Source organism: Paenibacillus sp. Y951 (assembly GCF_056786395.1).
On sequence record NZ_JBXCIY010000001.1, the window covers coordinates 1 to 16,410 of the forward strand.

Below are 16,410 nucleotides of genomic sequence, written 5' to 3' on the forward strand. Positions count from 1 at the left end.
CCCAATTAGTAAGACCCCTTGAAGACGACGAGGTTGATAGGTTCGGGGTGTAAGTGTAGCAATACATGTAGCTGACGAATACTAATCGGTCGAGGGCTTATCCTACAATTTTTCTAGACGGAGCGCAAGCGAAGATAGAAAAATACATCGGAAGCATAGAAGTTCAGAGCATCTGCTCAAGAGTCTATAATTCCACAATGATTCACTTTGGTGTTTTACCTTTCACATCCAGTTTTGAGGGCGCAAGCCCGATAGATTGCGGCTAAGATCTCATCGACAGTAATTTAGATAAGAATCAGCCAATATCAATAAATGTTCTATATACATAAGTATACGAACGATTAATGTTCCCTGATAGCTCAGTTGGTAGAGCACTCGACTGTTAATCGAGTTGTCACAGGTTCGAGTCCTGTTCGGGGAGCCATTGTGGGGAAGTACCCAAGTGGTTCAAGGGGACCCTCTGCTAAGGGGTTAGGCTGCGCAAGTGGTGCGTGGGTTCGAATCCCACCTTCTCCGCCATTTTTACTCTGGCAAACATCGAAAATATTACAAAGATATTAAAGTAAATGAAATATCATAATAATATAATTCATGTTTTGAAAGAATAGCGGTAAAATGCTAGATTTATATTAGATAGTAAGGCCCGTTGGTCAAGTGGTTAAGACACCTCCCTTTCACGGAGGTAACAGGGGTTCGAGTCCCCTACGGGTCACCATTAGCCGTTGTAGCTCAACTGGTAGAGCAACTGACTTGTAATCAGTAGGTTGGGGGTTCAAGTCCTCTCGACGGCACCATTTTTTTGCGGAAGTGGCTCAGCGGTAGAGCATCGCCTTGCCAAGGCGAGGGTCGCGGGTTCGATTCCCGTCTTCCGCTCCATATTTACGGGATGTAGCTCAGCTTGGTAGAGCACCTGGTTTGGGTCCAGGGGGTCGCATGTTCGAATCGTGTCATCCCGACCAGTTTATTACAGTCAACTCTTTAGCATTTTGCTAGAGAGTTTTTTTGTGTTTTTTAATTACTTATCAAGATCTGATTTTTGAGGTAATAACGTCTCTCCTGTCCGCTAACATCCAAATAGTAGCTAATTTATCTAGTTAGCGCATCGTATGTCCGTTCGTTTTTCGTTAAGCTCTGCTTTTGCTTTGAATGATAATGATTGTATGAAAATTACCCAAAATGGGTAACTTAACTCAATATAGCGAGTAGATATAAAAAATCTATAGGAGGAATTGTTCGTGAAATCTAGTATGAGGATAATAGTTATGCTATTGGTACTCTTATTGAGTGCAACAGCACAGTTTTCGTCTGAAAAGGTGTCTGCGGCTGAACAAGATAAAACGCATCATTTTGGATTTAAGAAAAGTGTTGATGAGAAGCTACCTTCGATTCAAGAGGAAGGCTTTGCTCATATTATTGAGAAGAATAACGCTTTATTTCTTGGTAATACATCGAAAAAGGCGCTATACCTTACCTTTGATAATGGATACGAGAATGGTTTTACTACACCGATACTTGATATCTTGAAGGAAAAACAAGTACCAGCGGCGTTTTTTGTTACGGGTCATTATATTCAAGATCAACCTGATCTTATTAGGCGAATGGCTAAGGAAGGACATATTATTGGCAACCATTCATGGAGTCATCCTGATATGACGACGATGAGCAACGATCAGATTAGACAAGAGCTGGCAAAAGTCAAAGACGGTGTAGCTCAGTTAACAGGTCAATCCATGATGAATTACTTACGGCCACCAAGGGGCATATTTAACGATCGAGTTCTAGCAATTAGCCATGAGGAAGGATATATAAGTGCCTTTTGGTCACTTGCCTATAAGGATTGGGAAGTGAATAAGCAAAGAGGTGCTGATTATGCTTATCAACAGGTGATGAAGCAGATTCATCCTGGTAGTATTATGCTTATTCATTCCGTATCAAGTGATAATGCAGGAGCGCTAACACGTATTATTGATGATGCAAGAGCAAAGGGATATACATTTGAAAGCTTAGATCAGCTAATGGCTGAAAGATTGTTAGAAAATTTATTTCCCTAGAAGTTTAAGTTCAAAGAGCAGGTTTTTGAACTACCTCAAGAAGTAATGGATAGATTAGCATGAAAAACTTATAGGTAGATACAAGGAGCCCCTCTAGTCCACGTTAATGGAATAGAGGGGCTTTAATGTCTGGAATAAAAAAGTTTGCTCCTTATGTCGTTGGCTGCTTGGCAAAGAAATGGGTGAGTGCCTTATACACTTCGCCTTTATCCTTAATGACGGAAAACTTGAACTTTTTATTCGAAATATGTTTATACGCACTCATTAGCGTACTATTCCGATTGTACTGATTAATCTCACCGTAGCCAAACATATTACTTACTTCCATGAGCTTCTCAATTAACCGTACACAGCGTTCATTATCTGAGGTAAGATTATCACCGTCTGAGAAGTGGAAAGGATAGATATTCCATTGTGCAGGCGCATAACGTTGCTCAATAATATCAAGCACACGTTGATAGGCTGAGGAGCAGATCGTACCGCCACTTTCACCACGAGTGAAAAATTCCTCTTCGGTTACTTCCTTCGCTTCCGTATGATGAGCGATATAGACAATCTCTACATGCTCATACTTACGTCTTAGAAAACGACTCATCCAGAAGAAATAGGAACGTGAACAGAATTTCTCGAAAGCGCCCATACTGCCGGACACATCAAGAATTGCAAAAATAACGGCATTGGATTGGGGCTTTACAATTTCTGTCCATGTCTTATAGCGTAGATCATCTGGTGAAATACCGCCAATACCTGCTTTACCCTCATTAGCATTGCGACGTAAATTTTCGAGCAGTGTACGTTTCTTATCGATATTGGACATAATCCCTTTCTTGCGTATATCATGGAACACAATTTCGGTTGTTTGCATCTGATCCTTCTGCTTCTGTTCCAAATTAGGGAGCTCCATCTCATCGAACAGCATATCCTCTAGCTCATCAATACTGATCTCAGTATCAAATACATCTTCGCCGGGTTGATCTCCAGCGTCCTGTCCTTTACCTGGTTTTTTGCTAAGCTGTGGATCTACACCGAGTACATCACCAACCTGAGAGTCTCCATCACCTTGCCCAACATGTTGCTTCTTGTTGTAATTATAGATGAAATGGGCTTCATCTAGGCTCTTAATAGGCACTTTAACGGTGCGGCGACCATCAGATAAGATGATGCTTTCATCAGATACTAGATCTGGTAAATTATTTTTAATCGCTTCTCTAACACGCTGCTGATGTCTTGCTTGATCATTATAGCCTTTACGATGTAAGGACCAATCCTCACGAGATACGATAAATAGGGGCTGCTGTTGCATCGTTGTACACCTCATTTCTGTATCCACATTACTATGTATACATTGTATGCAAAGCTTAAGCATGTATGATGAAATGTTCATGTTGGAATTTACAGCGGAGAGGACAATAGCAATTAGTACAACTTACTAATCCTGAGCTTGCTGAGCGATCGGTAGAAGTAGTTTCTATACTTAATGTTTTCTATATGGCATATGGTATCTTTCTAATTATTGTATTAGTGAAGAGAAGAAGGCTGAGTAATAATAGTGGAGTTAATTAAGAAAGGGCAGTTCCTCGTCATTGTGCTAATGACATGGAACTGCCCCGTTTCTTGTCTGCAATAAATACTATGAGAACTTGAACCAGCTTAAGTTAAACTGACTACCTGGCAAGAAGACGAAGGTTACCGTTTGTTGGCCTTTAATTGCTTCAAGCTCATACTCATTTACCATATAGTCATCTGAATAACTGAACTCTACTAGCTGCTTACTATCGCCATTGTCACCGCTGAACAAAATAGTAATTGTATTTTTATCAATTGGTGAATGTCCACAGATCGTTAGCTTTGATGTACCCGCTTCGCCAAAGTCCATATCCTCGAAAATAATCGACACATTGTTACCAATATTTTCAATAGACTGCTCTGTAATTGTGAAGGAGTCACCGTAAAGATGATTATGATCTAGCGCACGTAGCTGTTCGAATGCTTTATTAATTTTCGTGAACTGCAATCCTTTCAAATGGATTTTGCCGTTCAACACGATAGCAAATGAAGTGACGCCTGTAAGTCGTTTGCCCAGCTGATACGTTTCTGGCTGATAGACGTTCCAAATCGTTTCCTTATGATAAGGCACAGTTGCGAGCAATATTGATTGCGGTTCATGTGGATGGCCTTCCCATAGATCCATCGTGAATGGTTCACCATCCAACGAGAACACAGGCAATGTCACTTCATTAGTGCCATAGCTACCAAAATCAATTTTATCGAAGAAAATAATACTTTCGCCTTCACGAGCTGTAGCTACTCCACGCTCATTACCATTCGTTAGATTAGAGCTTTGTTCATTGTGATAGCCTGCAGAAACGAAATCATATGGGTTAATAAAAGCTTGACCTAATCCGGAGATACTGAACTCCATAAGCGAATAATGTTTAATCGAATCCGAACCATTCGTCGTTCCACAGCGAATATAAAGTTCACCATCACCTAGAGCGGTAATAACAGCTTGATGACCATTCGTTTCAAGTGTTGCCATATTAGCATCTACACCGGCTACGTTCGTAATTCTCCATTGAACGTCTTGATGAGTAGCGTTGCTCGGATGGATTTTCACTTGAACTGGAACGGATTGCTTCTCTGCATTAAGCTGATTACTTTGTGGACAAATAATCTCGATTTTTCGAACAGGAATATCATCTGAAGCAACGTCTACTACAGTATGATCGGCCTGCTGCTGAGGAGCATAGGAATAAAGTGAAGATTGTTCCTCAGTATCGCTTGTCTGCTTTGGTGCGACAGCTAACAATGTCAACTCATTGCTCGGCAAGCCATTAGCTTCAGCACGAACTTTAATCTCACCCGGCTCTAGTGTACTAGCAATAATAGCAAGTAGCTTACCACTGAACATAAGACGATTCGTACCTTTGTAGCTATCATAATCTGTGCTATCGCCGTTATCTAAGCCAACAAGTCTTCCAGCACCTTCAACGGTAATATGAACGCGATTATTTGCATTCGCAACAGGCTGACCATGCTCATCGGTCGCGGAAATTTCGACAAAGATGAGATCTGAGCCATCCGCTTGTAAAGTTTCCTTATCAGCAGTTTGTACAAGTGCTGCTGCATCTCCGAATGAAGCTTGACTATCAGTCGCAATAATGTTGCCTTGTTCATCGTAAGCAATAGCTTTCAAAATACCTTTCGTATAAGGAATTTGCCATTCACCTAATAGCTGTACACCATGCAGATGATCGATATCGTATACGCCTTGCGATACATCATTGAAAAACAGCTCGATTTTCGGTGCATTAGAGCAAACACGGACATCGATTAATTGACCTTCTGAGAAATCCCAATACGGGAATATATGAACCATCGGACTTACTTTATAGTTGGTCCATTCCGCTTGGTAAATGTAATATGAATCCTTTTTGAAGCCAGCAGTATCTAGCTGTCCAAAGTAAGAGTTTTTCGTATGGTAAGGAGTAGGCTCACCGATATAGTCAAAGCCTGTCCATATAAATTGCCCTAAAGAGAACGTTGCATCACGATCTGCTGTAATACAATTTTCCGTGTTTTTGGCTCCCCAGCTAGTCGAGCTATTGCCAAGCGCTGAGCATTGCTCATCATCATCAGCTAAGACAGATTGTGCTAGCGGGAAATGATAGATACCTCTACTTTGTACGGTCGAAGCGGTTTCGCTTCCATAGATGATCCAATCAGGATGTTCTTCATGGTGACGGTCGTAATATTTCTCTGCATAGTTATAGCCAGCAAATGTAACGATATCCGCACATTTCTGAGCATTTTCCCAAGGCATATAGTTCGATCCAATCGTTACGACAGCATTTTTCCGGGGATCATGAAGCAGTACCTCATCTAATAGCTCCTGAGTAAGCTCCTGACCGCGTACATTAGCATGTGTATCGTAGATCTCATTACCAATACTCCACATTAGCATGCTTGGACGATTACGATCTCGACGAACCCAGCTAGCGATGTCCTTTTGCCACCACTCTTGATAGAATCTCGCATAATCATAAGGGTTTTTCGGTCGCTCCCACATATCGAATGCTTCAGATACGATAAGAACACCCATTTCATCCGCTAATTCCATTAGCTCGACAGCAGGCATATTATGAGCGGTACGAATGGCGTTAACGCCCATTTCCTGCAATAGCGTAATTTGGCGACGCAGTGCAGTTTTATTGACCGCAGCACCTAGACTGCCAAGATCATGATGCTGACATACGCCATATAATTTCACATGACGATCATTAAGGAAGAAACCTTTATCACGATCAAATTCCATTTTGCGGAATCCGAAGTTTTGCGTTTCTATGTCTGTGCTAGCCTCATTAACAAGTAGCTCGGTTTGAAGTCGATACAGATTAGGGGAGATCACATCCCATAGCTTTGGCTCGCTTACAGACATGTTGCCATTAACGGTTATCGTCTGGCTAGCTTCAGCAGCAATAACAATTTCTTGCTCAGCAATGATCGCATTGGCAGCATCAATAATTTGATGACGAACTTTATATGTAGCTGTAGTATCAAGTTGCTCAGAGAACGTAAACTCGGCATCAATAGCGACTGTCCAGTCAGTTCCACTTTGCTCAGTAGTAATATAGATTCCTTCGGATACGATATGGTTTTTCGGATACGATTTCAGCCATACATTACGATAAATACCTGCGCCTGAATACCAGCGAGAGTTGGGTGATTGATGAATAACTTGAACATAGATTTCATTGTCGCCAACGATTAAGTAATGTGTAATATCAAGCTCAAAGCTAGAATAGCCGTTTTTCCATGTGCCAACCTCTCGTCCATTGACAAATAAAGTGGAGTCCATGTAGACGCCTTCAAAGTAAAGTGATGTTATCGAATGTGAGTCAAGCTCTGTTAAGTGTAGCGTTTTGCGATACCAGCCTTCACCATTTTCATATAAATTATTCGAATCATAGATTAGCCAATCATGAGGAATAGTTACCGGCATCCAAGCGAATCCACCAGCAACGACTGTTTCTAAATTAGTATGTAGTGGTTGTTTCGTAAAATACCAATCATTGTTAAATTTTCTTTGTAAACTCATATGTGTCTAGCTCCTTTAACAAAAAAAGTGATTTAGTACATGAATACATGTTCAAAAGTTCTAAAACTAATAAGTAGGCATCTGGAACGCGTATGACATAAATTAGTCCACAATGAAATCATAGCATGTAAATAGTTATTTCTCTATGGTTAGAACTTTCTTTATACTCTAAAAAGTTAACATAAAGTGTTCTAAATATCGACACGAAATTGAGCATAGAACATCACGATCTACTAGTATGACATAAGCACATGATGGTACACTAGAGCTAGGAAAAATTATTAGAATAAAATGTATGAAAGGATGACGGCATTGAAAATATTTCATACAGCAGACTGGCATCTCGGCAAAATAGTACAAGGTGTTTATATGACGGAGGATCAAGCGTATGTGCTTGATCAATTTGTTAAGGAAGTGGAAGAACAGCGGCCTGACGTCGTTATTATTGCAGGTGACCTATACGATCGAGCAGTTCCTCCAACAGAGGCAGTAGATTTACTGAATGATATATTGGAACAGCTAGTACTCAAATTGAAAATTCCTGTACTTGCGATCGCAGGTAATCATGATAGTCCTGACCGTATTGATTTTGCTGTAAAATTAATGGAGCGTAACGGATTGTATATGAGTGGACAGCTACGCTACCCAATAGAGCCAATTATTATGCATGATGAATACGGGCAAGTACATTTCTATCTTATTCCGTATGCTGATCCTGCCATTATTCGTTATCTAATCGGTGATGAATCCATTCGTTCGCATAATGATGCGATGGCAGCAATCGTAAGTCATATTAAAAGCAATTGGGACCCAACTGCAAGACATATACTTATTGGACATGCCTTTGTTACGCCTTATGGTGAACAAGAGCATAATACAAGCGACTCGGAGCGCCCTTTAGCAATTGGTGGTGCGGAATATGTAAACGCACAGCTATTACAGGATTTTGATTATGTCGCGCTTGGTCATTTGCATCAAGCACATCATGTTGGTACCCCGCATATTCGATATGCTGGATCGCCGTTGAAATATTCGATCTCTGAGGAGAATCACTATAAAGGTTATATCGTCGTTAATCTAGCTGGTCAAGAGGTTACGACTGAGAAAATTTTACTTGAACCAAGACGAAATATGCGCCGTGTTGTTGGAGCTATTGCTGATATTGAACGGCATTCGATTAATGAAGATTACGTCTATGTGACATTAACGGATGAAAATCCCGTACTGTTTCCGATGGAAAAAATTCGAGCTGTGTATCCGAATGCGATGCATGTCGATCGTATTGCCTCCCAGCGCCGTAATTCCGAGGACAATCAAGAACGGACGACTAGCGTTATGAAACAAGAGCTGAAGCCTTTGGAGCTATTTGCAGCCTTCTACGAAGAGGTGAGAGGTACAGAGTTAGCTGCCGAGAAGCGGGAACGATTTGCCCAGGCGTATGAACAGATGATGCAGGGGAGTGAGCAATAACGAATGAGACCATTAGAATTAATATTAACGGCATTCGGACCTTACCGTGAACGTGAGGTTATTGATTTTCTAGAATTGCAGGATCATCGCCTCTTCGTAATATCCGGCAATACTGGAGCGGGGAAAACAACGATATTCGATGCGATCTGCTTTGCGCTGTATGGCACTGCAAGTGGCGAGGATCGTGCGGAGATACGGATGCTGCGTAGTCAATTTGCCGATGAGGCAGTTCATACATCAGTAGAGCTACGCTTTATGGTTAAGGATAAGCAATATCGCGTATTACGGCAAATGAAGCATCGCAAAGGTAACAATAAAGGCGAGACCGGGGAAAAGATTGAGCTATATGAAGTAACGGCTCAAGGAGAAGTACCAGCTGTCGACCGTTTCATTATACGTGATGTCGATATGAAGCTTGCTAACATAATGGGATTAACGAAGGATCAATTTAGTCAAATTGTAATGTTGCCACAAGGAGAATTTCGTAAGTTATTAACATCTAGTACGGATAACAAGGAAGATATATTGCGGAAAATATTCCGTACGGAAAGATTCGATCAGCTTGAACAAATTGTTGGTAATCAATATAAGGCGATGCAGGAGCAATTTAGGCAGCAGCAAGGATCACAGATCAATACGATCTTGCATATTGCTGAGCAGCTGCCATTACGCGAAGAATCCATGCTAGCAGCTACGTTCGCTCAGGAGCAACGTAATGTGTTTCAAGTGCTAGAAGGATTGCTAGAAGAGCAAGTCTATTACGAGGCTGAGCAGCAACGTCTGGAAGCGCAGAAAATTATCCAAGCTGAGCATCTTTCTGGAGCAAGACGCGAGCTGCAAGAAGCTGAACAAACAAACAGCAAGCTACATGAACATATGCAGAAGCAGCAGGAGCAGCTTAGTTTGCTTGAGCAGCAGACGCATTATGAGGCGGTTCAAATAAAAATTCGACGTGGCGAGCAAGCATTATTTGTATCGGCATATGAAGCGCGCTATGAGCGAGCTTGCAAGCAGCTTCAAGAGCGTCAATTACAATGTGTGCAGCAAAAGAAGCAGCTCGTCGAGGTAGAGCAGCGGGCAGCAAGTGTGCAACTGCGTTATGCAAAGCAGGAACAAAAACAACAGGTAAGAAAACAAGTAGAATTAGAGCTACATGAATTGCAGCAGCTATTACCGATTGTACAGCAATATGGTCAATCTCAGCAGCAACTAGTCGAGGCGCAGCAGGAAGAAGAGCGGAGCAGCCAAGTACTTCAAGAGCTAGATGTATTTGTTCTTCAAGGGAAAGAGCAACGGCTTCAATTACAGAAATTATTGCAAAATGTTGATGATTATGGGCAGCACTCACTTCAGTTGCAGTCTGCGATGAGTGAAGTTGAGCAACAAGGCAAAATAGTAAGTAAAATGCTGGAATATACTAACGAATTACAGCAGCTGGAAGGAAAAAAAATAGCGATTCGTGAATATGCACAACTAGCTTTACAGGAGCTACAGCAGCAGGAGCAATTATGGATTGAAGGTCAAGCTAGCGAGCTTGCTCGTCATCTTCACGATGGTCTTCCTTGCCCAGTATGTGGTAGTGGGGATCATCCGCATAAAGCGAAACCATTAGTGGAGATGCCAACTCGAGCTCAAATCGACGTATATAAAGCGAATCATTTGAAGCGTGAGCAAGAGCTATTATTATGGCAGGCTCAGCGCTCTGCAAAGTATGAGCTATTAGAGCAGCAACTAACTGGTTTGGAATCTTCCTTGCAGCAGGAGCTGAAGGCATTTCTGAAGGGTGATGCGCCGGTTGAATTACAACTGCAACAAAGATTAGAGAATGAGCAGCAGCAACTGCGTGTAAGCTGGAAGCAACTCAAAGAGCAACATGATCAATTACGAAGTAAGCTAGAACTTGCAGAGCAGCAGAAGCAGCAATTGCAGCTATTGGAACAGGAGCTTGAGCGCAAGGAGCAACAGAGAGTTCAATATCAAGATAAACTTCAGCAAGCTGCTGTACATAAGGCGACGCTAAGTACAAAGCTTGAGCAGTTAGAATTGCGTGTGCCGGTAGATCTGCGAAACGTTAGTAGCTTACAGATGCAATTAGTAGAAAAGCAGCAATTACTCGCAACACTTGAGAATGAGTGGAAGCTGGTAGTAGAGGAAAAGGCTGAAGTAGAACGGCTAATGGCAGCAGCTACCGCTCAAGTGGAGCATACTATGCAAAGCTTAGCCGGCGACGAGCAAGAGCTAACTATTAGTGATGCGGAATTCAAGCAGCAATTAGTGGAAGCGGGCTTCGCTAGCCAGGATCAATATAGTGCTGCAAAGCTATCGAGAGATGAGCTAGAACAAATGACGTCATCCTATACGGCATATCGTGATCAGCTTACTAGACTCGCTACGCAATTAGAGTGGCTAGAGCAAACGATTGCAGGCAAGCAAATTGTCGACTGTATTCCATTACAAGCGAAGCTAGAACAGCTACAGCAGCAATTTGAAGTACTCATTACAATGGATAGTCAAACTGTCCACTATTTACATGAAATTAAGCAATATATCATTAAGCTGCAAAGTAATAATGGACAATTACAGGAGCTTGAACAGTCGTTGGCGATTACTGCTGATCTATATACGACAATGAAAGGCGATAACCCGCTGAAGCTATCTTTCGAACGATATATTCTTATTGATTATTTAGAACAAATTATCGAGATGGCGAATATCCGACTAGCTGCGCTATCCAATGGGCAGTTCGAACTTAGGCGTAGTGATCGACTAGAAACACACGGCAAGCAAAGTGGGCTTGGGCTTGATGTGTACGATGCCTATACGGGTCAAAATCGTGATGTCAAAACATTATCTGGTGGAGAGAAGTTCAATGCTGCATTATGTCTTGCTTTAGGAATGACCGATGTTATTCAATCTCATCAAGGTGGAGTTTCGATTGAAATGATGTTTATCGATGAAGGATTCGGTTCATTAGATGAGGAGTCTTTGCAGAAAGCGATTACTACCTTAATTGATTTACAGCGAGCAGGTCGAATGATTGGAGTCATTTCACATGTTCAGGAATTGAAGGATGCATTACCTGCATGTTTAGAAGTATCGAAAAATCGCGACGGACATTCTCAGACTAGATTTATAGTGAAATAAAGAAAGACTCATCAATCTCTCACAAGGAGAGTAGATGAGTCTAACGATACCATTGCTACTTATAAACCTGATACCACGATTGAAAAGACGAAAAATATAAATCCACCGACTACTAATAGACCATTGAAAATTGTACCTAAAATACCGAAAATTTTACGGCGGTTTTTCATGAATAAACTAATAACTCCAAAGATTAGTCCAATGAAGCCGAAGAATCCTGAACTGAACATTAGCAATACACCAACAATGATCCCGACAAAGGATGGAGGGAAACCATCACTATTCAAAATTAGTTTTTCGATATAGGTTGGATCACTCATTAGTTCAAGATCTGTTATGCTTAATGATGATATACCAGAGAACATAACGATAAGCCCGATAACGATTACGAGTATTGAAACTAATGCGAAGATAAAGCTCGTAATACCAAGACCAGAATGCTTCAAAGGTTGAATGGGACCAGATGGTGGCGCTCCATTCGGATACTGCGAATGATTATACTGCCCAGAAGCATTATTTCCAGCGGCTGGATCATATGTTTGTGAATACTGTGGTTGATCACCAGTTGGATACGCTGTAGGAGCGGCATTTTGTGCCCCTGCATGTTGAAGCTCTTGTGAAAGGTTCGGATTGAACGTTCCAAATGCTTTGAACGACTTCCCTTGTGGCGGTGTTACTTGCTCCGAATTTTTCTCAGCTGATTGAGAGGGTTGATTGTCGTTACTCGGAGTGGGATTAGATTTTGATTGGTTATTGTCTTCCATAACAAACTCCTTAAACTTTTTTGTTTTCTTTTGTTAACGAAACTTCTCGTAAATAAAAAGTAGCATCGAAAGCATAAGCTTTAAACTAGTTTTTACTATTATACAATAAAAATGAACAGGATGATGATAATGTTTAGAAAGTACTTTTTAATTGGGGCAATATTTGCAGCAATTGCAATAGCATTGGGGGCATTTGGCGCACATGGATTAAAGGAGATTGTGTCTGAAAGGATGCTGCAAAATTTTGAGACAGGTGTTCGTTATCAGATGTATGGTGCTTTAGGGCTAATGCTTATTGCACTCGCATCTACAGTAGTAAAAGATTATAAGAAGCTTGCTACCGGAGCAATGTTAATTGTCATTGGGATCATTATTTTCAGTGGTAGTTTGTACATAATGGCTTTAACGGGAGTGACGATACTTGGAGCAATTACACCAATTGGCGGTGTGTCACTTATAGCTGGATGGAGTTTTGTCATATGGGGAATTGTAGTAAATAAGGTAGACTAACATTTTTTTCTAGGTTATTTGACATATTTCGATTATAATGGTGTATGTAGTGTGCTCATTAATATAAATCCACAGCGAGATGAATTGAGGGATTACAGTTGTTGAAGCGAAAACAGTTTAATTGGTTGGAGCCTTCGCTAGTTTCAGGCTATCTCATTGTTCTTTCCTTTGCTTGGATAGTCATCGCGATGTTTGGTGTAAATACGCTGAAATATCAAGTTATACTTGGCACAGTCGGAGCAGTTCTAATTACGACTGCGATTGTACTGCTGCTTCGCTCTAGAAGAATAACATCAACTAGAAACTTTCATGAATCAATTGTAAGTACACTGTTTCAATCTAATGCCGTTGCCTTAACATTAATTAATCATGACGGAAATATTATTGAATTGAACGATACTTCCGCACATATGCTTGGTTATGAACGAATTGAAGAATTAATCGGGAAACCAATTATGAATGTTATTGAGCAATCCAGTCAAGAATCCGTAATGGAAGCATTAGAAAAGGTTAAAGAGGGCCAAATAGAAAAACTTAATATTCATGTTTTGCACCGATCGTCATTCCCTTTAGAGATTCAAATTAGCTGTGAGCCTGTTATCCAGCATCACAAAGTCATTGGGTCCTTAATTGTAAGTCATGATCTAAGTGATCATAAGCGAAACTTAGAACGTATTCGCTATATGGCTTATTACGATGATATGACTGGTTTACCAAATCGTACATTGTTTCAAATTAAATTAGATGAATGGCTAATGCGAGCAAAAGAAGATCAGCAGATGCTAAGTGTGTGTTACATAGATCTTGATAATTTTAAACTTGTAAATGCTTCATTCGGCAGAGAGTATGCTGATCTCATGCTGCTACAAATGGCGGATCGATTGAATCGATTATTATCTCCTAATGATGTTGTAGCAAGATTAGAAGGTGATGCTTTTGCATTGCTTCTGAATGAAATTGATAGTATCGATCAATTATTAGTAAGATCACAGCATATTCTAGATGTTATTAGTGAACCGTATGATTTGAAAGGTGTACCTGTACATATGGGAGCTAGTATGGGAATTGCCTTGAATCTTGATCCTAGCGATGATGGGTTTTCAATTTTCAAAAAAGCGGATATGGCATTGGTCAAGGTTAAGGAATCTTCGGGAGGTCATATTCTTATTTACTCCGAAGAGTGGAATAATTCCTCATATGAACGATTAAAATTACAGCATGAAATTCATCGTGCCTTACAGCGCAATGAGTTCGAGCTATATTATCAGCCTCAATATGATGTTATTCACGGTCGTATTGTCGGAGGGGAAGCTTTGATTCGTTGGAATCATCCGACTAAAGGATTACTATCCCCGATCCACTTTATACCACTAGCGGAAGAAAGTGGATTAATAGTTCCGATTGGTGAATGGGTTATTAGAGAAGCTTGTCGTCAAAATAAAGAATGGCTGGACGCTGGATTGCCAATCGTACCAGTTGCTGTGAATTTATCTATTAGACAATTTGTGCGAAACGAGATGGATTTACAGATTAAGCAAATTCTCGAGGAGACGCAATTACCATCCCAGTATTTGGACATTGAAATTACGGAATCAATGAGCATTGATATGAATGAGATGAACCGTAAATTAATTGCGATAAGCGAACTAGGTGTTGGCATTAGTGTTGATGATTTTGGTACGGGCTATAGCTCATTCCATTATTTGAAGTCATTCCCAATTACTCGTTTGAAAATTGATCGTTCGTTTGTTACTGACATTTTGAATGAACAAAGTCATGCGGAAATTGTATCGGCAATAATTGCAATGGCACATAAATTGAATTTACAAGTTATCGCAGAAGGTGTAGAAACGACTGAACAGCTAGATTTTCTTCGCACATTACAATGTGATGAGATGCAAGGCTATTTGAAAAGCCCGCCTGTACCGGGACAGTACTTCAAAGAATTACTAGTTGCAGTATAGAGGTAGTTCAAAAAACAGACTTTGATAACGATGATCATGCTATAGAAGCTTAGTCGACATCGAATATGAAGTGAACTTGGAAAGTACGGTTCGCGTGTACCAAACACGTACACTTGCGCTTCCGCCTTTCTCAAGTAGCACTCCATCTTCTCGGTTCTGAAAGCCTGCTTTTTGAACTTTCATTGGAAAAGGAAATAAAAACAGCCTATCTAGTAGCGAATACCGCTGCAAGATAGGCTGTTTCTATAAGTGAATGTTTTGAACTACCTCTACTAGACCTCTATGAAGTCTTCAATTTCATTCAACCGGAAAGTATATACTTGTTTTTCATCGACATGGTAAATGGTAATGATTTGATCGGTTTCATCGATATTGATGACTCGGCAAGGGATATTTAGCTTTACACCTAGTCCGCGATTCACGATAAGTCGTACTAGTTTATTGTGCTCTTTGCACTGTCTAAATGCTTCGAGTCCTAATTCGTATTCATTAGATTCGACAGAGACAGCAATTGGCTTCGTTGTTTTTGCTTTTGCCTTTCGCTCTGCTATAACGTCACCTAGCTCAATGCCAGAAGTGATTTTATAATCTAAAAAATTAGCTTTGTTCAATTGTTCGATCAATTGTTGTAACGCGATTGCATGATGCTCATTCTCAATTAAAATTTCAACATTATATAGAAATGAACTTTGTTTTTTTATTGTCATATTAACTCCCTCCGCGTCACGTGATTGTTCTACTATATCATGATTTAACGTATTTCTGTAGACCTACTCAAATGGTATTAATAAGAGAATTTATTGAGTGAAAAGTCCTTGTTTTCAAAGTTATTCCGTTAATAAATGAACCTCTAGTAATAGTTTATGCAGTATTACGGGAAATAATATATGTTTACTAGGCATATGCTATATAGGTTGTTCACTTACAAGCAAATGATGCATATAGTAACATACATTAACAATTCCAATGAACTACGAGAGGTGCATTCGAGATGATTAAGATGATACCGTTTCAATTGCGTAGTGGTGCTACAGTTATTGGTACGGAAGTAAAGTTACCAAAAACGACGTTATTATCCATTTCTACAGATAATGGCTATATTATGTGTGGAGCACTTGATGTGAGTTTACTGAATAATAAGCTTAAAGATCGAGCAATTATTGCAGGACGTGCTGTAGGCGTGCGAACCTTGGAAGAACTTATGGATGCCCCCTTAGAATCGATAACGGATGCAGCTGGAGCACTAGGAATAACAGTCGGCATGAAAGGGAAAGATGCGCTAGAAAAGATGTTATAGTAGCAAATAAAATAGCACGATATGATTATAAAATATAGTCATGTCGTGCTATGAGGTTAATGGGGTAATATCTAATCATATGATCAAAATTGGTAATTATAAAAACATATAT

The 16,410-nt window shown here is 40.4% G+C and carries 11 protein-coding genes, 6 tRNA genes and 1 rRNA gene; 13 read left to right on the forward strand and 5 right to left on the reverse strand.

The features are described from left to right. From AC1TPB_RS00005 to pdaA, 8 genes are all read left to right on the forward strand, one after another. Positions 1-105: ribosomal RNA gene (locus tag AC1TPB_RS00005) — 23S ribosomal RNA — on the forward strand; the annotation flags it as partial. A gap of 243 nt (positions 106-348) precedes the next feature. Continuing rightward, positions 349-424, forward strand: a tRNA-Asn gene (locus AC1TPB_RS00010). 4 nt (positions 425-428) lie between these two features. After that, positions 429-519: transfer RNA gene (locus AC1TPB_RS00015), tRNA-Ser, on the forward strand. A 121-nt stretch (positions 520-640) separates the two neighbouring features. Beyond that, positions 641-715, forward strand: a tRNA-Glu gene (locus AC1TPB_RS00020). A gap of 3 nt (positions 716-718) precedes the next feature. Next, positions 719-794: transfer RNA gene (locus AC1TPB_RS00025), tRNA-Thr, on the forward strand. Between the two features lie 7 nt (positions 795-801). Then, positions 802-876: transfer RNA gene (locus tag AC1TPB_RS00030), tRNA-Gly, on the forward strand. 6 nt (positions 877-882) lie between these two features. Further along, a tRNA-Pro gene (locus tag AC1TPB_RS00035) sits at positions 883-959 on the forward strand. A gap of 288 nt (positions 960-1,247) precedes the next feature. Next, positions 1,248-2,051: a delta-lactam-biosynthetic de-N-acetylase gene (gene pdaA, locus AC1TPB_RS00040; protein WP_482075063.1), complete on the forward strand. Its 804-nt coding sequence runs from the start codon at positions 1,248-1,250 to the stop codon at positions 2,049-2,051. Positions 2,052-2,202: 151 nt separating this feature from the next. On the opposite strand, the gene yhbH is transcribed toward pdaA, so the two are convergent. After that, a complete protein-coding gene (gene yhbH, locus AC1TPB_RS00045; protein ID WP_482063123.1) occupies positions 2,203-3,354 on the reverse strand; it encodes a sporulation protein YhbH in 1,152 nt (383 codons plus the stop codon). 327 nt (positions 3,355-3,681) lie between these two features. Further along, positions 3,682-7,149: a glycoside hydrolase family 2 TIM barrel-domain containing protein gene (locus AC1TPB_RS00050; protein ID WP_482074629.1), complete on the reverse strand. Its 3,468-nt coding sequence runs from the start codon at positions 7,147-7,149 to the stop codon at positions 3,682-3,684. Between the two features lie 312 nt (positions 7,150-7,461). On the opposite strand from AC1TPB_RS00050, the gene AC1TPB_RS00055 reads away from it, so the two are divergent. Both AC1TPB_RS00055 and AC1TPB_RS00060 read left to right on the forward strand, forming a co-directional pair. Further along, positions 7,462-8,619 (forward strand): exonuclease SbcCD subunit D, encoded by a 1,158-nt coding sequence (locus tag AC1TPB_RS00055; protein WP_482074630.1) that lies wholly within the window; start codon positions 7,462-7,464, stop codon positions 8,617-8,619. Between the two features lie 3 nt (positions 8,620-8,622). Next, entirely contained in the window at positions 8,623-11,763 is a 3,141-nt protein-coding gene (locus AC1TPB_RS00060) for an SbcC/MukB-like Walker B domain-containing protein (RefSeq protein WP_482074631.1), read from the forward strand. A 59-nt stretch (positions 11,764-11,822) separates the two neighbouring features. On the opposite strand, the gene AC1TPB_RS00065 is transcribed toward AC1TPB_RS00060, so the two are convergent. After that, entirely contained in the window at positions 11,823-12,527 is a 705-nt protein-coding gene (locus AC1TPB_RS00065) for a tetraspanin family protein (RefSeq protein WP_482074632.1), read from the reverse strand. A 129-nt stretch (positions 12,528-12,656) separates the two neighbouring features. On the opposite strand from AC1TPB_RS00065, the gene AC1TPB_RS00070 reads away from it, so the two are divergent. Beyond that, a complete protein-coding gene (locus AC1TPB_RS00070; protein WP_482063128.1) occupies positions 12,657-13,037 on the forward strand; it encodes a DUF423 domain-containing protein in 381 nt (126 codons plus the stop codon). A 98-nt stretch (positions 13,038-13,135) separates the two neighbouring features. Further along, positions 13,136-15,001: a putative bifunctional diguanylate cyclase/phosphodiesterase gene (locus tag AC1TPB_RS00075; protein WP_482074633.1), complete on the forward strand. Its 1,866-nt coding sequence runs from the start codon at positions 13,136-13,138 to the stop codon at positions 14,999-15,001. Between the two features lie 39 nt (positions 15,002-15,040). On the opposite strand, the gene AC1TPB_RS00080 is transcribed toward AC1TPB_RS00075, so the two are convergent. After that, entirely contained in the window at positions 15,041-15,184 is a 144-nt protein-coding gene (locus tag AC1TPB_RS00080; protein WP_482074634.1) for a hypothetical protein, read from the reverse strand. Between the two features lie 89 nt (positions 15,185-15,273). Then, entirely contained in the window at positions 15,274-15,708 is a 435-nt protein-coding gene (locus tag AC1TPB_RS00085) for a hypothetical protein (RefSeq protein ID WP_482074635.1), read from the reverse strand. Positions 15,709-15,992: 284 nt separating this feature from the next. On the opposite strand from AC1TPB_RS00085, the gene AC1TPB_RS00090 reads away from it, so the two are divergent. Continuing rightward, positions 15,993-16,298 (forward strand): YunC family protein, encoded by a 306-nt coding sequence (locus AC1TPB_RS00090; RefSeq protein WP_482063131.1) that lies wholly within the window; start codon positions 15,993-15,995, stop codon positions 16,296-16,298. The last annotated feature ends 112 nt before the right edge of the window (positions 16,299-16,410 follow it).